Origin of the sequence: Sphingomonas flavalba (assembly GCF_047553045.1) — a bacterium.
In the GTDB taxonomy this organism is placed as follows: Bacteria; Pseudomonadota; Alphaproteobacteria; order Sphingomonadales; family Sphingomonadaceae; genus Sphingomonas_L; species Sphingomonas_L flavalba_A.
Genome location: NZ_CP180208.1, coordinates 2,077,166 through 2,090,743 on the forward strand (window position 1 = coordinate 2,077,166; position 13,578 = coordinate 2,090,743).

Consider the following 13,578-nt stretch of genomic DNA (forward strand, 5'->3'; position numbering starts at 1 on the left):
GGCTCAGCCCCCCAGCGCCGCAAGCATCAGATAGGCGAGCTTCGCCGTCTCGGGCGTCGGCCGCAGCATCGTCGCCCGGTCGCCGGCGCTGGCGGCACGCAGCCGATCCAGCGTCGACAGGTCGCCCCCGGCGCCGCCGTCGCGTTCGCCAAGCGCCGCCATGTCGACGGCCAGCATCGGCCGGCCGGCATTTGCCGCGGGCGGCAAGCTTTTGCCGGTGGCGGCAATGCGGGTGCCTTCGTCGATCTTGGCGGCAAAGCGGTCGTATATCTCGGACAGCGAACGCGCCCGGCCGTCGGCGGCATAGAATATCCCGCGATTGGCCGCCGCCGCCGCCGGGAACAGCCCGGCGGCGCTGCGCTCTGGGTTACGCGCCATCGTCGACAGGAATTTTCCGGCGCCGGCCGCGCCCAGGAAATGCGCCATATACAGGTCGGTGCCGCCAACCGTGCGGCCCAGCGACGCCTCCAGCGTCGCCTTGTTGTCGGCGGCATGTTCTGCCGCCATCAGCGACGCGGCCTCGCTATTGGTCCGCAGGTCGAGGATCGCCGCGCGCTGGCGGCTGTCGGCGACATAATACCGCCCGCCCGGCCCACGCTGGATCGCGTCGGCGGCCCAGCCCAGCCCATGTTCCTCGCCATGGCGCTTGACCACGGACAGCCAGCTCTGGTCGATGAATTGATAGAGGCCGGTCGCGCTGCTCGTCCGGGCGCGGGCGTCCGGGCGCAGGCTGGATTCGACCTGGGCCTGGCCCAGCAGGTAGGAAAAATCGACGCCGGTCTTCGCGCTGGCGCGGGCAATGGCCGACTGGACCTGCCCTGCCCCCGTCATTCCCGCCAAACTGCCGATGGTCATTCCAGAACAGCCTTCGTGATCAAACCCGTTTCAGGGTCCGATCAGCAAGAGCCGTGCCAGAATGGTTAAGGGCGAATTAGAACCCGATGCGGCTGACAATTGAGCGGCACCGGCCATCACGCCGGCGTCACGCCGCGGCGCTGCTCCGCGTATAAACCTGCGCGCCCAGCCCGGTCAGCGCGTCCAGCCGGGCGCGAACATTGGCGGCCATCAGGTTGACGTAGATGCGGCTGGTCTCGTTCAGGCGCTGTGCCTCCTCGGCCAGCGCACGGACCTCGTCATCGACTTCGTCCTGCCGCCATGTCCCGGCCAGCGCGCCGATGCCCGCTTCCTTGGCGCCGGTTGCGACGGCCAGCGCGGCAACGTCGAAGCGCTTCAGCGCGGCGATCTCGGCGTGGAGCGCGTCGACAACCGCGCGCAGCTGCTCGACCCTGCTCATTTCTGTGACACCCAGTTGAAGCTGGCGGCAATCAGCCGATCGGCGATCCGCGCCGGGACGATCGGGAACTGCCCCTGCTCGATCGCCCGCTTGATCTGCTGAACGCGCTCGCGGTCCACCGGCGGCGCCTCCGCCATCTGCGCGGCAAGCGCGCGCACGTCGGATTCAACCTGCGGCGCGGTGCGGCTGTCGGCCGGCCGGCGGGCGGCCTGCGCCGCGTCGACCTTCTCGACATTGACCTTGCTCTGCCCGGAAACGGTGCCGGGCTTGAAGCCGATCGGATCAATCATAGTCCTCGCCCTTTCCCCGTTCGATGGACGTTACGAAACAGTGAACGGCAGGGCGTGCGCAAACTTTACATAAATTCCGTCACCAGCCCGGCAACGTCGCCTTTCCGGGCTCGACGGCGATAGCCTGCACTGGCGTTCTGGCCCCGGCAATGCGGATGCCGACGCGCGCACCCGGCGCCGCATCCGCGATCGCTATGCCGTCGCTACTCACTGAAAACCCGGCACTTTCGGCGACGATCGTCACCGGGTCTCCGCGCCGGATCACCGGCTCCGTCCGGGCCGCGATGGTCGCGACGGCGCCCGCCGCCATCGGCTGCGCCTTGATCGGCACGAACAGGCGCCAGCCGCCGGGGCACTGGACAACGACGGCGTCCTGCCGTTCGCTGCGCCAGGACAGCACCGGCTCGACCGAACAATCGGCCAGTTTCAGGCGCCGGTCGATCGGTGCCAGCGGCCCGCCTTCGGCACCGACCGGCGCACCGGAAAACTGCACCACCGCGCGCTCCAGCGCACCAAGGTCGGTCGCTGCGGCAGCCGGAGTGGCAAGCGCGGCAAGCAGGACAAAACGGATCATCGGGTTCCTCCAGCGGATGGGGTCGAAGCAGGTGGGGCAAAGGCGATGGTGACGGTCACCCGCCGCCCGGCGGCGCGGCCGCGGGCCGGTTCCGGCGCCAGCGCGGCGGCAATGGTCAGGCGTTCCGGGGCAATCGCCCCTTCCAGCGCCGCCGCCACCGCCGCCGCCCGGGCGGATGCCAGTGCCAGCGCGCTGCCGTCCCGCCGGTCGGCGGTACTGCCGTCGGCATGGCCGGTTATCAGCAGCACCGTGCGCGGGTCGGCGGCCGCCTCGGCGGCCCAGCGGCGCAGTGGGCCGGTCGCCCCCGGCTCCGCCGATCCGGACGCGAAGCCATCGACGATATTGGCGTCCACCGCCATGCCGGCATGGGCAACGGCGATACCGGGGCCATCCTGTTCCTCCGCCGCCGCGCCGCCGAACGCGTCGCGAATACCGGCGGCCAGCGCGGCGCGGGTCGGCGCGTCCTGTCGCTGCGTCGCCTGCACAAGCACGAAAAAGCCAAGCAGCAGCAGCGCCAGGTCAGCCAGCGTAATCAGCCATAGCGGGCGGGACAGCTGACGGGTCATGCCGCCGGCTCCGCCGCTTTGACCGCGCGCCCGCGTGGGGTCTGGCGCCGGGCCAGCGCGCCAAGCGGCGCGGCCAGCCGACACCGGGCAACCAGCTCACGCGCGGACTGCCGCCGCAACCGCGCCGCGATCGGCGCCGCGACCAGATTGGCGATCAGCGCGCCATACAATGTGGCGAGCAGCGCGGTCGCCATCGCCCCGCCGATCGTCGCCGGGTCGTCCATCGCCCGGAACATCCTGACCAGGCCGAACAGCGTGCCGATCATGCCCATCGCCGGCGCGGTCTCCGCCGCCGCCGCCCAGAATTCATGAACAATGCCATGGCGCGCGGCCCGCGCGCTGCGCTGCGCGTCGAGCATCGCCTCCACCGCCTCCGGCCCGGCCCCGTCGCCGATCGCGGCGATCGCCTCGGCCAGATCGGGGTCAGCCAGCAATTCGGCATCGACCGCGACCAGATTGCCGCGCGACACCCGCTCCGCCTTCACCACCCGTGCGCGCGCGGCGTCGGTGTCGAACGGCCGGCCGAACATGCGCGGCAGCGCGCGGAACGCCGCCAGCGTGTCAGCCAGCGGCCCGCGCGCCGCGGTCGCGGCCAGCGTCCCGCCGATCACGATCGCCAGCGCGGTCGGGTCGACAAAGGCGGCTAGGGGTATCGGATTCATCATCGCCCCGCGCAATGCAAGGGGCGGGCCAACCGCATTCCCGGCGGCGGCCGCCCGACGCCCGCCGCCTCGGCTTGCCGCCCACCGGCAAAATCTTGCCGCCCTTTGCCGGTTGCTTGCCGTCGCGGGCGGCTCATGCCGCTTTTCGGGCAATTGGCACGGGCATTGCTTGGAGGCGGGCGAACGATTGCGAGGACCCGAAGGCCATGGCTTTCAACGACGACCTGTTTGGAGTGAGCGGAAAGGCGCTGGCGCTCAGATCGCAGCGGCTGGGCCTGCTCGCGTCCAACATCGCCAATGCCTCAACCCCCGGCTTCAAGGCGAAGGACATCGACTTCGCGGAAGCGCTGCGCGCGGCGGAACGGCCGGGCGCATCGCTCGGCACGGCCACCGCCTCCGCCACCAAGTTCCGCATCCCGATGCAGCCTTCGCTCGACGGCAATACGGTCGAACTGAACACGGAACAGACCGCCTTCGCCGAAAACGCGGTGGCCTATCAGACCACCCTCTCCTTCCTCACCGGGCGGATCGGCACGATCACCCGCGCGCTCAGGGGCGAATAACCATGGCGCAACCGCTTTCCATCTTCGACGTCGCCGGCCGCGCCATGTCGGCGCAGCTGACCCGGCTCAACACCACCGCGTCCAATCTGGCGAATGCCGGCGGCGTAGCGGGCAGCGAGGCGGAAGCCTACCGCACGATGAAGCCGGTGTTCCGCACCAGCTTCGACAAGGCGAGCGGCCTGTCCACCGTCGATGTCGCGGGGCTGGTCACCGCCGGCCCGGCGCCGACCAGACGGCACGATCCGACCCATCCGATGGCCAATGCCGACGGCGACGTGTTCGACGCCGCCGTCGACGAGACAAGGGAATTCATCGACATGCTCGAAACCGCCCGCAACTATCAGAACAATGTCGAGGTGATGCAGACCGCCAAGGGCCTGATCCTCGATACGCTGAAGCTCGGCCGATGAGCACGGTCGACAGCAACGCGGCGTTCGATCAGGCGCTCGCCGGCCTCGGCATCAACCGCTACGGCGTCGCCGGAGAGGCGGAGGTCAAGACGGCGGCGCAGGCGCAAACGCTGGGGCAGAAGGATTTCCTCGCCCTGCTCACCGCCCAGCTCAACAACCAGGACCCGTTCGATCCGGTGAAGAACGAAGACATGGTCGCACAGATGGCGACCTTCTCGACCAACGCCGGCATCTCGGAAATGAACACCACGCTGAAAAATCTGGCGTCCCAGATGCAGGCGCAGGCCGCCGGTCAGGCGCTCGGCTATGTCGGCAAGACTGTGCTGGTGAAGGGCGACACCGCCTATCCCCAGACCGGCGGCGGCTTCGCCGCGTCGCTCGATCTCGGCACGGATGCGAGCGCGGTCGAGGTGTCGATCAGCGGCGCTGACGGCAATGTGCTGCGAACCCTTTCGCTCGGCCCACAGGATGCCGGCCAGGTCGATTTCGACTGGGACGGCAAGGACGAGGCCGGCAACGCGGTCGACGGCGGCCCGTTCAAGGTCGCCGCCCGCGCGGTCACCGCCGACGGTGGCCTTGCCGTGCCGGTGCTCGTCTGGGCGCCGGTCACCTCGGTCACCATGGGCAGCGACGGCCAGGCGCCGATGCTCAACATCGTCGGCCTCGGCCAGCAACCCCTCACCGCCGTCCGCGAAGTCGGCTGAACCCCATTCCTCAAGGAGTAATTCCCGATGTCCTTCTACACCTCGCTTTCGGGCCTGCAGGGCGCCCAGACCGAATTGTCGGCCATCTCGCACAACCTGGCGAATGTCGGCACCAACGGCTTCAAGCGCAGCCGCGTCGAATTCGGCGACGTCATCGCCTCGTCGGTCACGCGCAGCCCGACGCAGATCGTCGGCTCCGGCACCTTCGTCAAATCGGTCACCCAGCAGTTCGGCCAGGGCGGGCTGCAACAGTCGCAGTCGTCGCTCGACATCGCGATCAGCGGTGAAGGCTTCTTCGTAATCAAGCCCAACGCCAACACCGCCCAGGTCGCCTTCACCCGCAACGGCGCCTTCTCGGTTTCGGCCGACCGCTACGTCGTCGACGCGCAGGGTTCCGCGCTTCAGGTCTATCCGGTCGACGGCAGCGGCACGGTCGTCGCCACCGGCATCGGCTCGACCGAAAGCCTGCGCCTGCCGTTGACCAGCGGCACCCCGCAGGCCACGCAGGACGTCCAGCTGTCGGTCAACCTGTCGGCCAACGGCAAGGTGCCGTCCGCCGACCCGGCCTACAGCGCGACCAACCCCTATCAGTTCGACCGCTTCGACCCGGATACCTACAATTATTCGGCGGCGACGGTGATCTACGATTCGGTCGGCAACCCGATGACGCTGACCAGCTACTATGTCCGCGAAACCACGCCGACCTCGACCGATCCGTCGAGCAGCTGGACGGTCTACAACTATGTCGGCGACCGTCAGCTGTCGGCGGACCCGGCCGATCCGGATGCCGGCGTGCCGGTCACCCTCACCTTCGACAATAACGGCGTGCTGACCAACCAGAGCGGCCCGGTCCAGTTCGGGACGATCACCCCCGCCGGCGCCGCGCCGCAGGATCTGACGATCGATTTCTCGATCTCGACGACCCAGCGCGCCGCCGCCTACTCGATCACCGCACAGAACCAGGACGGCGAACCGGTCGGTCAGCTGGAAGGCGTTACCGTCGATCCGAACGGCATCGTCCGGGCCAGCTTCTCGAACGGCCAGACGCAGGCGCTCGGCAAGATCGCCCTCGCCCAGTTCTCGAACCCGCAGGGCCTGCGCCAGCTCGGCAACAGCTACTGGTCGGCAACCGGCATCTCCGGCGAAGCCCGGCTCGGCGAACCCGGCCTCGGCGGCTTCGGCAACCTGATGTCGGGCGCGATCGAGCGGTCGAACGTCGACATCACCGAAGAACTGGTCGGTCTGATCGCCGCCCAGCGCAACTTCCAGGCGAATGCGAAGGCGATCGATACCGCCAACACGCTCAGCCAGACGATCATCAACATCCGCGGGTAACTGACGGAGCGGATGGAGCGGCACGATGGATAAGCTGATCTACACGGCCTATTCGGGACTGCGCGGGCACATGGCCGCGCAGGCCGCGATCGCCAACAACATCGCCAACGGCTCGACCACCGGCTTCAAGGCCGACAAGGTCGATTTCGAACGGCTGACGCTGACCGGCCCGACCTTCGAATCGCGCGCGCCCACCTCGGAAGAGGTGATCGACGCGGATCGGCAGGCCGGCGCCGTCACCCATACCGGCCGCGACCTCGACGTCGCCGTCAACGGCGACGCATGGCTGGCGGTGCAGGCGGCGGACGGGACGGAAGCCTATACCAGGCGCGGCGATCTGGCGATCGCGCCGTCGGGCGTACTCCAGACCGGAGACGGCTTCCCGGTCATCGGCCAGAGCGGCCCGATCACCATCCCCCCCGCCGCAAAGGTGACGATCGCCGGCGACGGCTCGATCCTGGTCGTGCCGCCCGGCGGCGACCTCGACAAGCCGCAGATCCTCGACCGGCTGAAACTGGCCAGCCCGAAGGGCACGGACACGTTGAAGGGCCTGGACAACCTGCTGCGCGTCAAGGGCGGCGGCGCCCTGCCGGCCGATCTGGATGCGTCGGTCACCGCCCAGTCGCTGGAAGGATCGAACGTCAACATGATGGAATCGCTGGTTGCGATGATCGAGAACCAGCGCAGCTACGAAGTCCACGCGAAGCTGCTCTCCACCACCAAGGACATGGACGAAAGCGGCGCATCGCTGATGCGCATGCCGGGCTAAGGAAGGACTGAACGATGACCTCTGCCGCGATGCACATCGCCCGCACCGGGCTCGATGCCCAGAACGAGCGGATGCGGGTGATCTCGAACAACCTCGCCAACGTCAACACGACGGGGTTCAAGCGCGACCGCGCCAATTTCGAGACCCTCGCCTACCAGACGATCACCCAGAGCGGGGCGCCGTCCACGGCCGAGACCAAATACGCGATCGGCCTCAACCTCGGCACCGGTGTCCGGCTCGCCGGCACCTCGCGGATCGAAACGCAAGGCTCGCTGCAACAGACCGGCAACGCGCTCGACATGGCGCTGGACGGCGACGGCTATTTTCAGGTGCAGCTCCCCAACAGCCAGTTGGGCTACACTCGCGCCGGCAATTTCGGCCGGTCGCCGGAAGGGCTGCTGGTCACCGCCGAGGGCTATCAGGTGATGCCCGGCATCACGATACCGGAAGGCGCAACCGCGATCGCGGTCGGCAATGACGGCACCGTCTCGGCGGTCGTCCCCGGCCAGGCGGAACCGGCTCAGCTCGGCCAGATTCAGGTCGCCAGCTTCCCCAACCCGGCTGGCCTCACGCCGACCGGCGACAACTACCTGCTCGAAACCGCCGGCAGCGGCCCCGCCAATATCGGCATCGCCGGGCAGGACGGCCGCGGCCGCATCCGCCAGAACATGCTGGAAGGCTCGAACGTCAATGTCGTCGAGGAACTCGTCGACATGATCGAGACCCAGCGCGCCTACGAGGTCAACTCGAAGATGATCTCCGCCACCGACCAGATGCTGCAATATGTCAACCAGACCCTTTAAGCTCGCTCGCCGCGCCGCCGTCGCCGGCGTGCTGGTCGCACTGGTCGCCACCGCTCCGGCGCTGGCGAAGAAGCGGCCGGCCGCCGACTATACGCCGACGCTGGCGCCGCCCCCCGCCGCCGCCCCGGTCGCCAACGGCGCGATCTATCAGGCGTCCTCCGGCTATTCGGCGCTGTATGAAGGGACGCGCGCGCGCCGTGTTGGCGACATGATCACCATCCTGCTCGTCGAACAGACAGTGGCGCAGAAAGTCGCCGGCTCGACGACGGCGCGGCAGGGCGGCATCGGCCTCACTCCGCCGAAGGTCGGTCCGCTGTCCTTCGTGCCGGACGGCTCGCTGCAGGCGTCGGGCGACCAGAAATTCAACGGCAAGGGCACCGCCGAACAGTCGAACAAGCTGCAGGGCGAAGTCAGCGTCACCGTCGCCGACGTACTACCCAACGGCATCATGCGCGTGCGCGGGCAGAAACAGGTCACCCTCAACCGCGGCGACGAATATATTCAGATCTCCGGCCTGATCCGCCCGGCCGACGTCGACGCCTATAACCGGGTGCTATCGACCCGCGTCGCCGACGCCCGCATCACCTACACGGGCAAGGGCGATGTCCAGCGCGCCAGCCGGCAGGGCTGGCTCCAGCGCTTCTTCTCCGCCGTCAGCCCCTTCTAGGAACCGCCATGCGCCCGATCCTCATTCTCCTCGCCGCGCTTGCCGCGCTTGCCGCCCCGGCTCAGGCCCAGCGGGTCAAGGACCTTGGCGCCTTCGCCGGCGTCCGCGCCAACCAGCTGGTCGGCTACGGCATCGTCGTCGGCCTCGCCGGCACCGGCGACGACAATCTGGAATACACGATCCAGGGGATGAAGGGCGCCGCCGAACGCTTCGGTCTCGTGCTGCCGCCCAACGTCAACCCGACGCTTAAGAACGCGGCGGCGGTGATGGTGACGGCGGAACTGCCGCCCTTCGCCAAGCCGGGCCAACGCATCGACATCACGGTCGGCGCGATCGGCAAGGCGAAAAGCCTGCGCGGCGGCAGCCTGCTGATGACCCCGCTGCGCGGCGCCGACGGCCAGGTCTACGCCATGGGACAGGGCACGCTCGCGGTCGGCGGCCTCGGCGTCGAGGGCAGCGACGGGTCGAAGGTGACGGTCAACGTCCCCTCGTCCGGCCGCATCCCCGACGGCGCCTCGGTCGAACGCGAAGTCGCGACCGGCTTCGCCGACAGCGCCCATCTGGTGTTCAATCTCGCCAAGGCGGATTTCACCACCGCCGAACGCGTCGCCGCGGCGATCAACGCCCGGCTCGGCGCCGGCACCGCCCGCGCCATCGATGCGGTCTCGGTGACCGTCGCCGCCGCGCCCGGCGCCAGCGTCCGCACCGCGCTGATGAGCGACATCGAGAATATCCAGGTCGTCGCGGCGGAACCGCCGGCCAGGGTCATCGTCAACGCCCGCACCGGCACCGTGGTCATCAACTCGGCGGTCCGCGTCGGCCCGGCGGCGGTCAGCCACGGCCGGCTGACGGTCAAGATCGACGAAAAGCCGCGGATCAGCCAGCCAATGCCGTTCAGCCGCGGCGAAACCGCGGTCGAACCGTCGAGCCGGATCGCGATCGAGGAAGAACGCCGCCCGATGTTCCTGCTCGACCCCGGCCCGCAGCTCGGCGACATCGTCAAGGCGGTCAACGGCGTCGGCGCCTCGCCGGCCGATCTCGTCGCCATCCTCGAAGCGTTGAAGGAAGCCGGCGCGCTGCGTGCCGAGCTGGTCGTGCTGTGACGGCGCCGGTCTCCGGCGTCCGCGCCGCCGCGCCCGACAGCAGCCGCCTCGCCACCGCCGACAATCTGAAGGCGGCCGGCGAAAAGTTCGAATCGCTGTTCATCGGCATGATGCTGAAATCGATGCGGCAGGCGAAACTCGCCGACGGCCTGTTCGAAAACGACGCCCAGAACCAGTTCCGCGACATGCAGGACACTAAGCTTTCCGAAGCGATGGCCGTTCATACGCCCATGGGGATCGGCAAGGCGATGACCGAATTCCTCGCCCGCAACCAGCCGGTACTGGCCGATCCCGGCCAGCCGCCGCCACAGGGGAGTAAGGAATGAGCGATCTACTCTCCATCGGCGCCAGCGGTGTCCGCGCTTATCAGAGCGCGCTGAACGTCATCGGCGAAAACATCTCGAACGCCAGCACGACGGGCTATGTCCGGCGCGACGCCACCCTGCGCGAAGTCGCGGGGACCAGCGGCGGCGTGCTGCAGATCAACGCGCCGATCGGCCACGGCGTGATCGCCACCGGCGTCACCCGCAGCTGGGATCAGTTCCGCGCCGCCGAAGTCCGCACCGCCACCGCCGAATCGCAGCGCAGCCAGGCCGGCATCGTCTGGCTCCAGCAGATCGAGAGCAGCCTGACCAACGGCGGCCTCGCCGGGGCGATGACCGCCTATTTCAACGCCGCGCAGGGCATCGCCGCCGATCCGACCGGCATCGCCCCGCGCCAGACGATGATCGACGCCGGCAGCGCGCTGGTCGGCGCGTTCAACCGCACCGCGAGCAGCCTCGCCGCCACCGCCGACGATCTCGAAGCGACGGCGCGCAACAGCGTCGATCAGCTGAACGGCCTGCTCGGCAGCCTCGCCACCGCCAATGCCGGTATCGGCCGCGCCGCGCCGGGCAGCAACGCCCAGGCGCAGCTGTTCGACCAGCGCGACCGCCTGCTCGACCAGATCAGCGCGCTGGTGTCGATCAACGTCACAACCGACGCGCGCGGTGCCGCCACTGTCAGTCTCAACCAGCCCGGCGGCCCGGTGCTGGTCGACAATGTCCAGGCGCGAACGGTGTCGATGGCGTCGAACAGCGACGGCACCATTGCCTACACCCTGAACCAGAGCGGCGGGCCGCAGGCGATCGCGCCAAAGGGCGGCACCCTCGCCGGCCTGGCCGACGCGGCACTGCGCGTCGCCGACGCCCGCCAGACGATCGACGCGATCGCCACCGATTTCGCCGACCGGACCGGCCAGGTCCAGCTTGGCGGCGTCGACCTCGACGGCAATGATGGCACCGCGCTGTTCGTCACAACCGGCGGCGCCGCCGGGCTGGCGATGACCACCGACAATCCGCGCGCGATCGCCGCCGCCGCCCGCTGGGCGACCAGCGGCGCGGCGGGCAATGGCGGCAACGCGGCGATCAGCATCACCGGCGGCCCGGCCAGCGGCGCCTATACCGTCACCGTCGCCGGCGGCACGCTGACTCTGACCGATCCGGTCACCGGCACCGCCATCGCCTCCGCCGCCTACACCCCCGGCACCGCCGTCGCTCTGGGCGGGATGAGCGTCACCGTCACCGGCACGCCGGCGGATGGCGACAGCTTCGCCGTTGCGCGCAACCCGGCCAACAGCCGCGACAACGCCAACCTCGCCAACCTCGCCGCGCTGCGCGCCAGCGCCGGCTTCGAAACCGCGATCGCCGGTTTGACCTCGGCCAACGCCTCCGCCCTCGCCTCGCGCAAGGCGGTTGCGGCGGCACAGGGCGCGATCCTCGACGGCGCGGTCGCCGCGCGCGATTCCGTCTCCGGCGTCAACCTCGACAACGAAGCGGTCGAACTGATGCGCTTCCAGCAAGCCTATGCCGCGTCGAGCCGGATCATCCAGGTCGCGCGCGACACCTTCCAGACCATTCTCGATATCCGCTGAGGAACCGGACGATGCAGATCGGCACCAGCTATTCCTATGATCGCGGCGGCGCGCTGCTGCGCAGCCTGTCCGACCGCGCCGCCAACCTGCAGACGACGATCAGCCTCAACCAGCGCATCCAGACGCCGTCGGACGATCCGGTGGCGGCGGCGCGCATCGCCGTCATCGACCGCAAGCTCGGCGACATGCAGCAATACAGCACCAATATCACGCTGGCCTCGGCGCTGATCGCCCAGTCGGACAGCGCGCTCGATTCGGTGCAGACCCAGCTCCAGCGCGCCCGCGAACTGGCGATGCGCGCGGCGAACGACACGATGAACGACGGCGATCGCGCCGCGATCTCGGCTGAACTGAGCGGCATCGTCGACGACCTGTTCGCCATCGTCAACCAGCGCGACGCCCGCGACACGCCCCTGTTCGGCGGCGCCGGCACCGGCGACGCGTTCGTGCGCGGCGCCGGCGGCATCGTCAGCTATGCCGGCAACGGCACCCCCCCGGCGGTGCCGATCAGCGCCACCGGCAGCATCGCCGCCACCGATGCGGGCGACAAGCTGTTCGGCGGAATCAGCGTCAACGGCACCACCACCGACATGTTCGCCATTCTGACCGATCTCGCCGCGGCCCTCGCGCCGGGTGGCACGCCGGACGCGGCAACGCTCCGCGCGCGGATCGAGGACGGGCTGGCCGGCATCGGCGCCGCCGACACCCGCGTCGCCACCGCGCGCGCTTCGTTCGGCGCGCGCGGCGCCCGGCTCGATCTGGAAAGCGAAAGGCTGGCCACCGCCACCGCCGATGCCAGGGTCGACCGGACGACGATCGACGGCTTCGACCTGCAGGACAGTGTCGTCCAGCTCCAGCAGATGATGCTGACCCTCCAGGCCAGCCAGGCCAGCTTCTCGCGCCTGACCCAGCTCTCGCTGTTCGATTACCTGCGCTAATTTGCCGGGGGCGGCACCCAAACAAAAAAACCATTCAAGAACGGCCGCCGATAGCCGTTTGTAAAGAGGGGGGACGGCATGGTCCCCCCGCACGCTTACCAACGGGGGGTTATACAGACCGATGTTTCCGGCGATCGGCCTTGTTGTTCTCCTGTTGATGGTTTTCGGCGGATTCGCGGTCACCGGCGGCGCGCTCGGTCCGGTCATGCACGCGATTCCGCACGAAATGCTGATCATCGGCGGCGCCGCCGCCGGCGCGCTGATCATCGGCAACTCGATGAAGGAGCTGAAGGCCCTGGGCGCCGGCGTTGCCAAGGTGTTCAAAGGCCCGACCTACAAGAAGCAGGATTTCCTCGACGTCATCTTCCTCGTCTCGCGGCTGATGAAAGTGCTGCGCAACGACGGGCCGGTCGCGCTCGAACCGCATGTGGAGGACCCGGCGAACAGTCCGATCTTCCAGGAATTTCCCCGGTTGCTGAAGGACAAGGCGCTGGTCGACCTGATCTGCGACACGCTGCGGCTGGTTGTCGTCTCGTCCGGCACGCTCGACGTCCACGCGGTCGAGGAAGTCGTCGACAATTCGATCAAGACCCACCACCACGCGGTGATGGCGCCGGTGACGACGCTGTCGACGCTGTCGGACGGGCTGCCCGCGCTCGGCATCGTCGCCGCCGTGCTCGGCGTGGTCAAGACGATGGGGTCGATCGACAAGCCGCCCGCCATTCTCGGCGCGATGATCGGCTCGGCGCTGGTCGGCACCTTCCTCGGCGTGCTGCTCGCCTATGGCGTCGTCGGCCCGCTCGCCACCCGGCTGAAACAGGTGCTGGATGCCGACACGGCGATCTACCACACGGTCAAGCAGATCATCATCGCCTCGCTCCACGGCCACCCGCAGCCGCTGGTCATCGAAGCGGCACGCTCGGGCATCGCCCATGTCAACCAGCCCAGCTTCGCCGAGGTGTTCGACGGGCTGAGGGGGCGCTGAGCC

At 68.9% G+C, this 13,578-nt stretch carries 18 protein-coding genes; 12 read left to right on the top strand and 6 right to left on the bottom strand.

Annotated features, from left to right (window positions below; all coding sequences use genetic code 11):
- Positions 1–3: 3 nt before the first annotated feature.
- The 6 genes from ACMT1E_RS09895 to ACMT1E_RS09920 all read right to left on the bottom strand — a co-directional run bounded on the left by ACMT1E_RS09895 (position 4) and on the right by ACMT1E_RS09920 (position 3,389).
- Complete coding sequence (locus tag ACMT1E_RS09895) at positions 4–855, bottom strand: lytic transglycosylase domain-containing protein (protein ID WP_414899982.1); 852 nt, start codon at positions 853–855, stop codon at positions 4–6.
- A gap of 127 nt (positions 856–982) precedes the next feature.
- Positions 983–1,294 (bottom strand): flagellar protein FlgN, encoded by a 312-nt coding sequence (locus ACMT1E_RS09900; RefSeq protein ID WP_414899984.1) that lies wholly within the window; start codon positions 1,292–1,294, stop codon positions 983–985.
- Complete coding sequence (flgM, locus tag ACMT1E_RS09905) at positions 1,291–1,584, bottom strand: flagellar biosynthesis anti-sigma factor FlgM (RefSeq protein ID WP_414899986.1); 294 nt, start codon at positions 1,582–1,584, stop codon at positions 1,291–1,293. The genes ACMT1E_RS09900 and flgM overlap by 4 nt, the downstream gene beginning before the upstream one ends.
- A gap of 79 nt (positions 1,585–1,663) precedes the next feature.
- Positions 1,664–2,158 (bottom strand): flagella basal body P-ring formation protein FlgA, encoded by a 495-nt coding sequence (locus tag ACMT1E_RS09910; protein ID WP_414899987.1) that lies wholly within the window; start codon positions 2,156–2,158, stop codon positions 1,664–1,666.
- Positions 2,155–2,724 (bottom strand): flagellar motor protein MotB, encoded by a 570-nt coding sequence (locus ACMT1E_RS09915; RefSeq protein ID WP_414899988.1) that lies wholly within the window; start codon positions 2,722–2,724, stop codon positions 2,155–2,157. Before ACMT1E_RS09915 ends, ACMT1E_RS09910 begins: the two co-directional genes overlap by 4 nt.
- Entirely contained in the window at positions 2,721–3,389 is a 669-nt protein-coding gene (locus ACMT1E_RS09920; RefSeq protein ID WP_414899990.1) for a motility protein A, read from the bottom strand. The genes ACMT1E_RS09915 and ACMT1E_RS09920 overlap by 4 nt, the downstream gene beginning before the upstream one ends.
- 203 nt (positions 3,390–3,592) lie before the next feature.
- On the opposite strand from ACMT1E_RS09920, the gene flgB reads away from it, so the two are divergent.
- From flgB to motA, 12 genes are all read left to right on the top strand, one after another.
- Complete coding sequence (gene flgB, locus ACMT1E_RS09925) at positions 3,593–3,949, top strand: flagellar basal body rod protein FlgB (protein WP_136163042.1); 357 nt, start codon at positions 3,593–3,595, stop codon at positions 3,947–3,949.
- A gap of 2 nt (positions 3,950–3,951) precedes the next feature.
- Positions 3,952–4,359 carry a flagellar basal body rod protein FlgC gene (gene flgC / locus ACMT1E_RS09930; protein ID WP_414899992.1) on the top strand — a complete coding sequence of 136 codons (408 nt, stop codon included), beginning with the start codon at positions 3,952–3,954 and terminating at the stop codon, positions 4,357–4,359.
- A complete protein-coding gene (locus ACMT1E_RS09935) occupies positions 4,356–5,063 on the top strand; it encodes a flagellar hook assembly protein FlgD (protein ID WP_414899994.1) in 708 nt (235 codons plus the stop codon). Before flgC ends, ACMT1E_RS09935 begins: the two co-directional genes overlap by 4 nt.
- 27 nt (positions 5,064–5,090) lie before the next feature.
- The gene (locus ACMT1E_RS09940; RefSeq protein WP_414899995.1) at positions 5,091–6,398 is read left to right on the top strand and encodes a flagellar hook protein FlgE; all 1,308 of its coding nucleotides are present in this window, start codon (positions 5,091–5,093) and stop codon (positions 6,396–6,398) included.
- Positions 6,399–6,423: 25 nt separating this feature from the next.
- Complete coding sequence (locus ACMT1E_RS09945) at positions 6,424–7,167, top strand: flagellar basal body rod protein FlgF (RefSeq protein ID WP_414899997.1); 744 nt, start codon at positions 6,424–6,426, stop codon at positions 7,165–7,167.
- 14 nt (positions 7,168–7,181) lie between these two features.
- Positions 7,182–7,970 carry a flagellar basal-body rod protein FlgG gene (gene flgG, locus ACMT1E_RS09950; protein WP_414899999.1) on the top strand — a complete coding sequence of 263 codons (789 nt, stop codon included), beginning with the start codon at positions 7,182–7,184 and terminating at the stop codon, positions 7,968–7,970.
- Positions 7,951–8,637: a flagellar basal body L-ring protein FlgH gene (locus ACMT1E_RS09955; protein WP_414900001.1), complete on the top strand. Its 687-nt coding sequence runs from the start codon at positions 7,951–7,953 to the stop codon at positions 8,635–8,637. Before flgG ends, ACMT1E_RS09955 begins: the two co-directional genes overlap by 20 nt.
- An 8-nt stretch (positions 8,638–8,645) precedes the next feature.
- Complete coding sequence (locus tag ACMT1E_RS09960) at positions 8,646–9,740, top strand: flagellar basal body P-ring protein FlgI (protein ID WP_414900003.1); 1,095 nt, start codon at positions 8,646–8,648, stop codon at positions 9,738–9,740.
- Positions 9,737–10,066 carry a rod-binding protein gene (locus tag ACMT1E_RS09965; RefSeq protein WP_414900004.1) on the top strand — a complete coding sequence of 110 codons (330 nt, stop codon included), beginning with the start codon at positions 9,737–9,739 and terminating at the stop codon, positions 10,064–10,066. Before ACMT1E_RS09960 ends, ACMT1E_RS09965 begins: the two co-directional genes overlap by 4 nt.
- Positions 10,063–11,652 carry a flagellar hook-associated protein FlgK gene (gene flgK, locus ACMT1E_RS09970; protein ID WP_414900005.1) on the top strand — a complete coding sequence of 530 codons (1,590 nt, stop codon included), beginning with the start codon at positions 10,063–10,065 and terminating at the stop codon, positions 11,650–11,652. The genes ACMT1E_RS09965 and flgK overlap by 4 nt, the downstream gene beginning before the upstream one ends.
- A gap of 11 nt (positions 11,653–11,663) precedes the next feature.
- Positions 11,664–12,590 carry a flagellar hook-associated protein FlgL gene (flgL, locus tag ACMT1E_RS09975; protein WP_414900006.1) on the top strand — a complete coding sequence of 309 codons (927 nt, stop codon included), beginning with the start codon at positions 11,664–11,666 and terminating at the stop codon, positions 12,588–12,590.
- 121 nt (positions 12,591–12,711) lie between these two features.
- Positions 12,712–13,575 carry a flagellar motor stator protein MotA gene (gene motA / locus ACMT1E_RS09980; RefSeq protein ID WP_414900007.1) on the top strand — a complete coding sequence of 288 codons (864 nt, stop codon included), beginning with the start codon at positions 12,712–12,714 and terminating at the stop codon, positions 13,573–13,575.
- Positions 13,576–13,578: the final 3 nt, after the last annotated feature.

Excerpts from the sequence above, each read along its gene's own strand:
- ACMT1E_RS09915 (WP_414899988.1), bottom strand. The coding sequence starts at position 2,724 with ATGACCCGTCAGCTGTCCCGCCCGCTATGGCTGATTACGCTGGCTGAC.
- flgC (WP_414899992.1), top strand. The coding sequence starts at position 3,952 with ATGGCGCAACCGCTTTCCATCTTCGACGTCGCCGGCCGCGCCATGTCG.
- ACMT1E_RS09895 (WP_414899982.1), bottom strand. The coding sequence starts at position 855 with ATGACCATCGGCAGTTTGGCGGGAATGACGGGGGCAGGGCAGGTCCAG.
- motA (WP_414900007.1), top strand. The coding sequence starts at position 12,712 with ATGTTTCCGGCGATCGGCCTTGTTGTTCTCCTGTTGATGGTTTTCGGC.
- flgL (WP_414900006.1), top strand. The coding sequence starts at position 11,664 with ATGCAGATCGGCACCAGCTATTCCTATGATCGCGGCGGCGCGCTGCTG.
- flgM (WP_414899986.1), bottom strand. The coding sequence starts at position 1,584 with ATGATTGATCCGATCGGCTTCAAGCCCGGCACCGTTTCCGGGCAGAGC.
- flgB (WP_136163042.1), top strand. The coding sequence starts at position 3,593 with ATGGCTTTCAACGACGACCTGTTTGGAGTGAGCGGAAAGGCGCTGGCG.
- ACMT1E_RS09920 (WP_414899990.1), bottom strand. The coding sequence starts at position 3,389 with ATGATGAATCCGATACCCCTAGCCGCCTTTGTCGACCCGACCGCGCTG.
- ACMT1E_RS09935 (WP_414899994.1), top strand. The coding sequence starts at position 4,356 with ATGAGCACGGTCGACAGCAACGCGGCGTTCGATCAGGCGCTCGCCGGC.
- ACMT1E_RS09955 (WP_414900001.1), top strand. The coding sequence starts at position 7,951 with ATGTCAACCAGACCCTTTAAGCTCGCTCGCCGCGCCGCCGTCGCCGGC.
- ACMT1E_RS09945 (WP_414899997.1), top strand. The coding sequence starts at position 6,424 with ATGGATAAGCTGATCTACACGGCCTATTCGGGACTGCGCGGGCACATG.
- ACMT1E_RS09900 (WP_414899984.1), bottom strand. The coding sequence starts at position 1,294 with ATGAGCAGGGTCGAGCAGCTGCGCGCGGTTGTCGACGCGCTCCACGCC.
- ACMT1E_RS09940 (WP_414899995.1), top strand. The coding sequence starts at position 5,091 with ATGTCCTTCTACACCTCGCTTTCGGGCCTGCAGGGCGCCCAGACCGAA.
- ACMT1E_RS09960 (WP_414900003.1), top strand. The coding sequence starts at position 8,646 with ATGCGCCCGATCCTCATTCTCCTCGCCGCGCTTGCCGCGCTTGCCGCC.
- flgK (WP_414900005.1), top strand. The coding sequence starts at position 10,063 with ATGAGCGATCTACTCTCCATCGGCGCCAGCGGTGTCCGCGCTTATCAG.
- flgG (WP_414899999.1), top strand. The coding sequence starts at position 7,182 with ATGACCTCTGCCGCGATGCACATCGCCCGCACCGGGCTCGATGCCCAG.
- ACMT1E_RS09910 (WP_414899987.1), bottom strand. The coding sequence starts at position 2,158 with ATGATCCGTTTTGTCCTGCTTGCCGCGCTTGCCACTCCGGCTGCCGCA.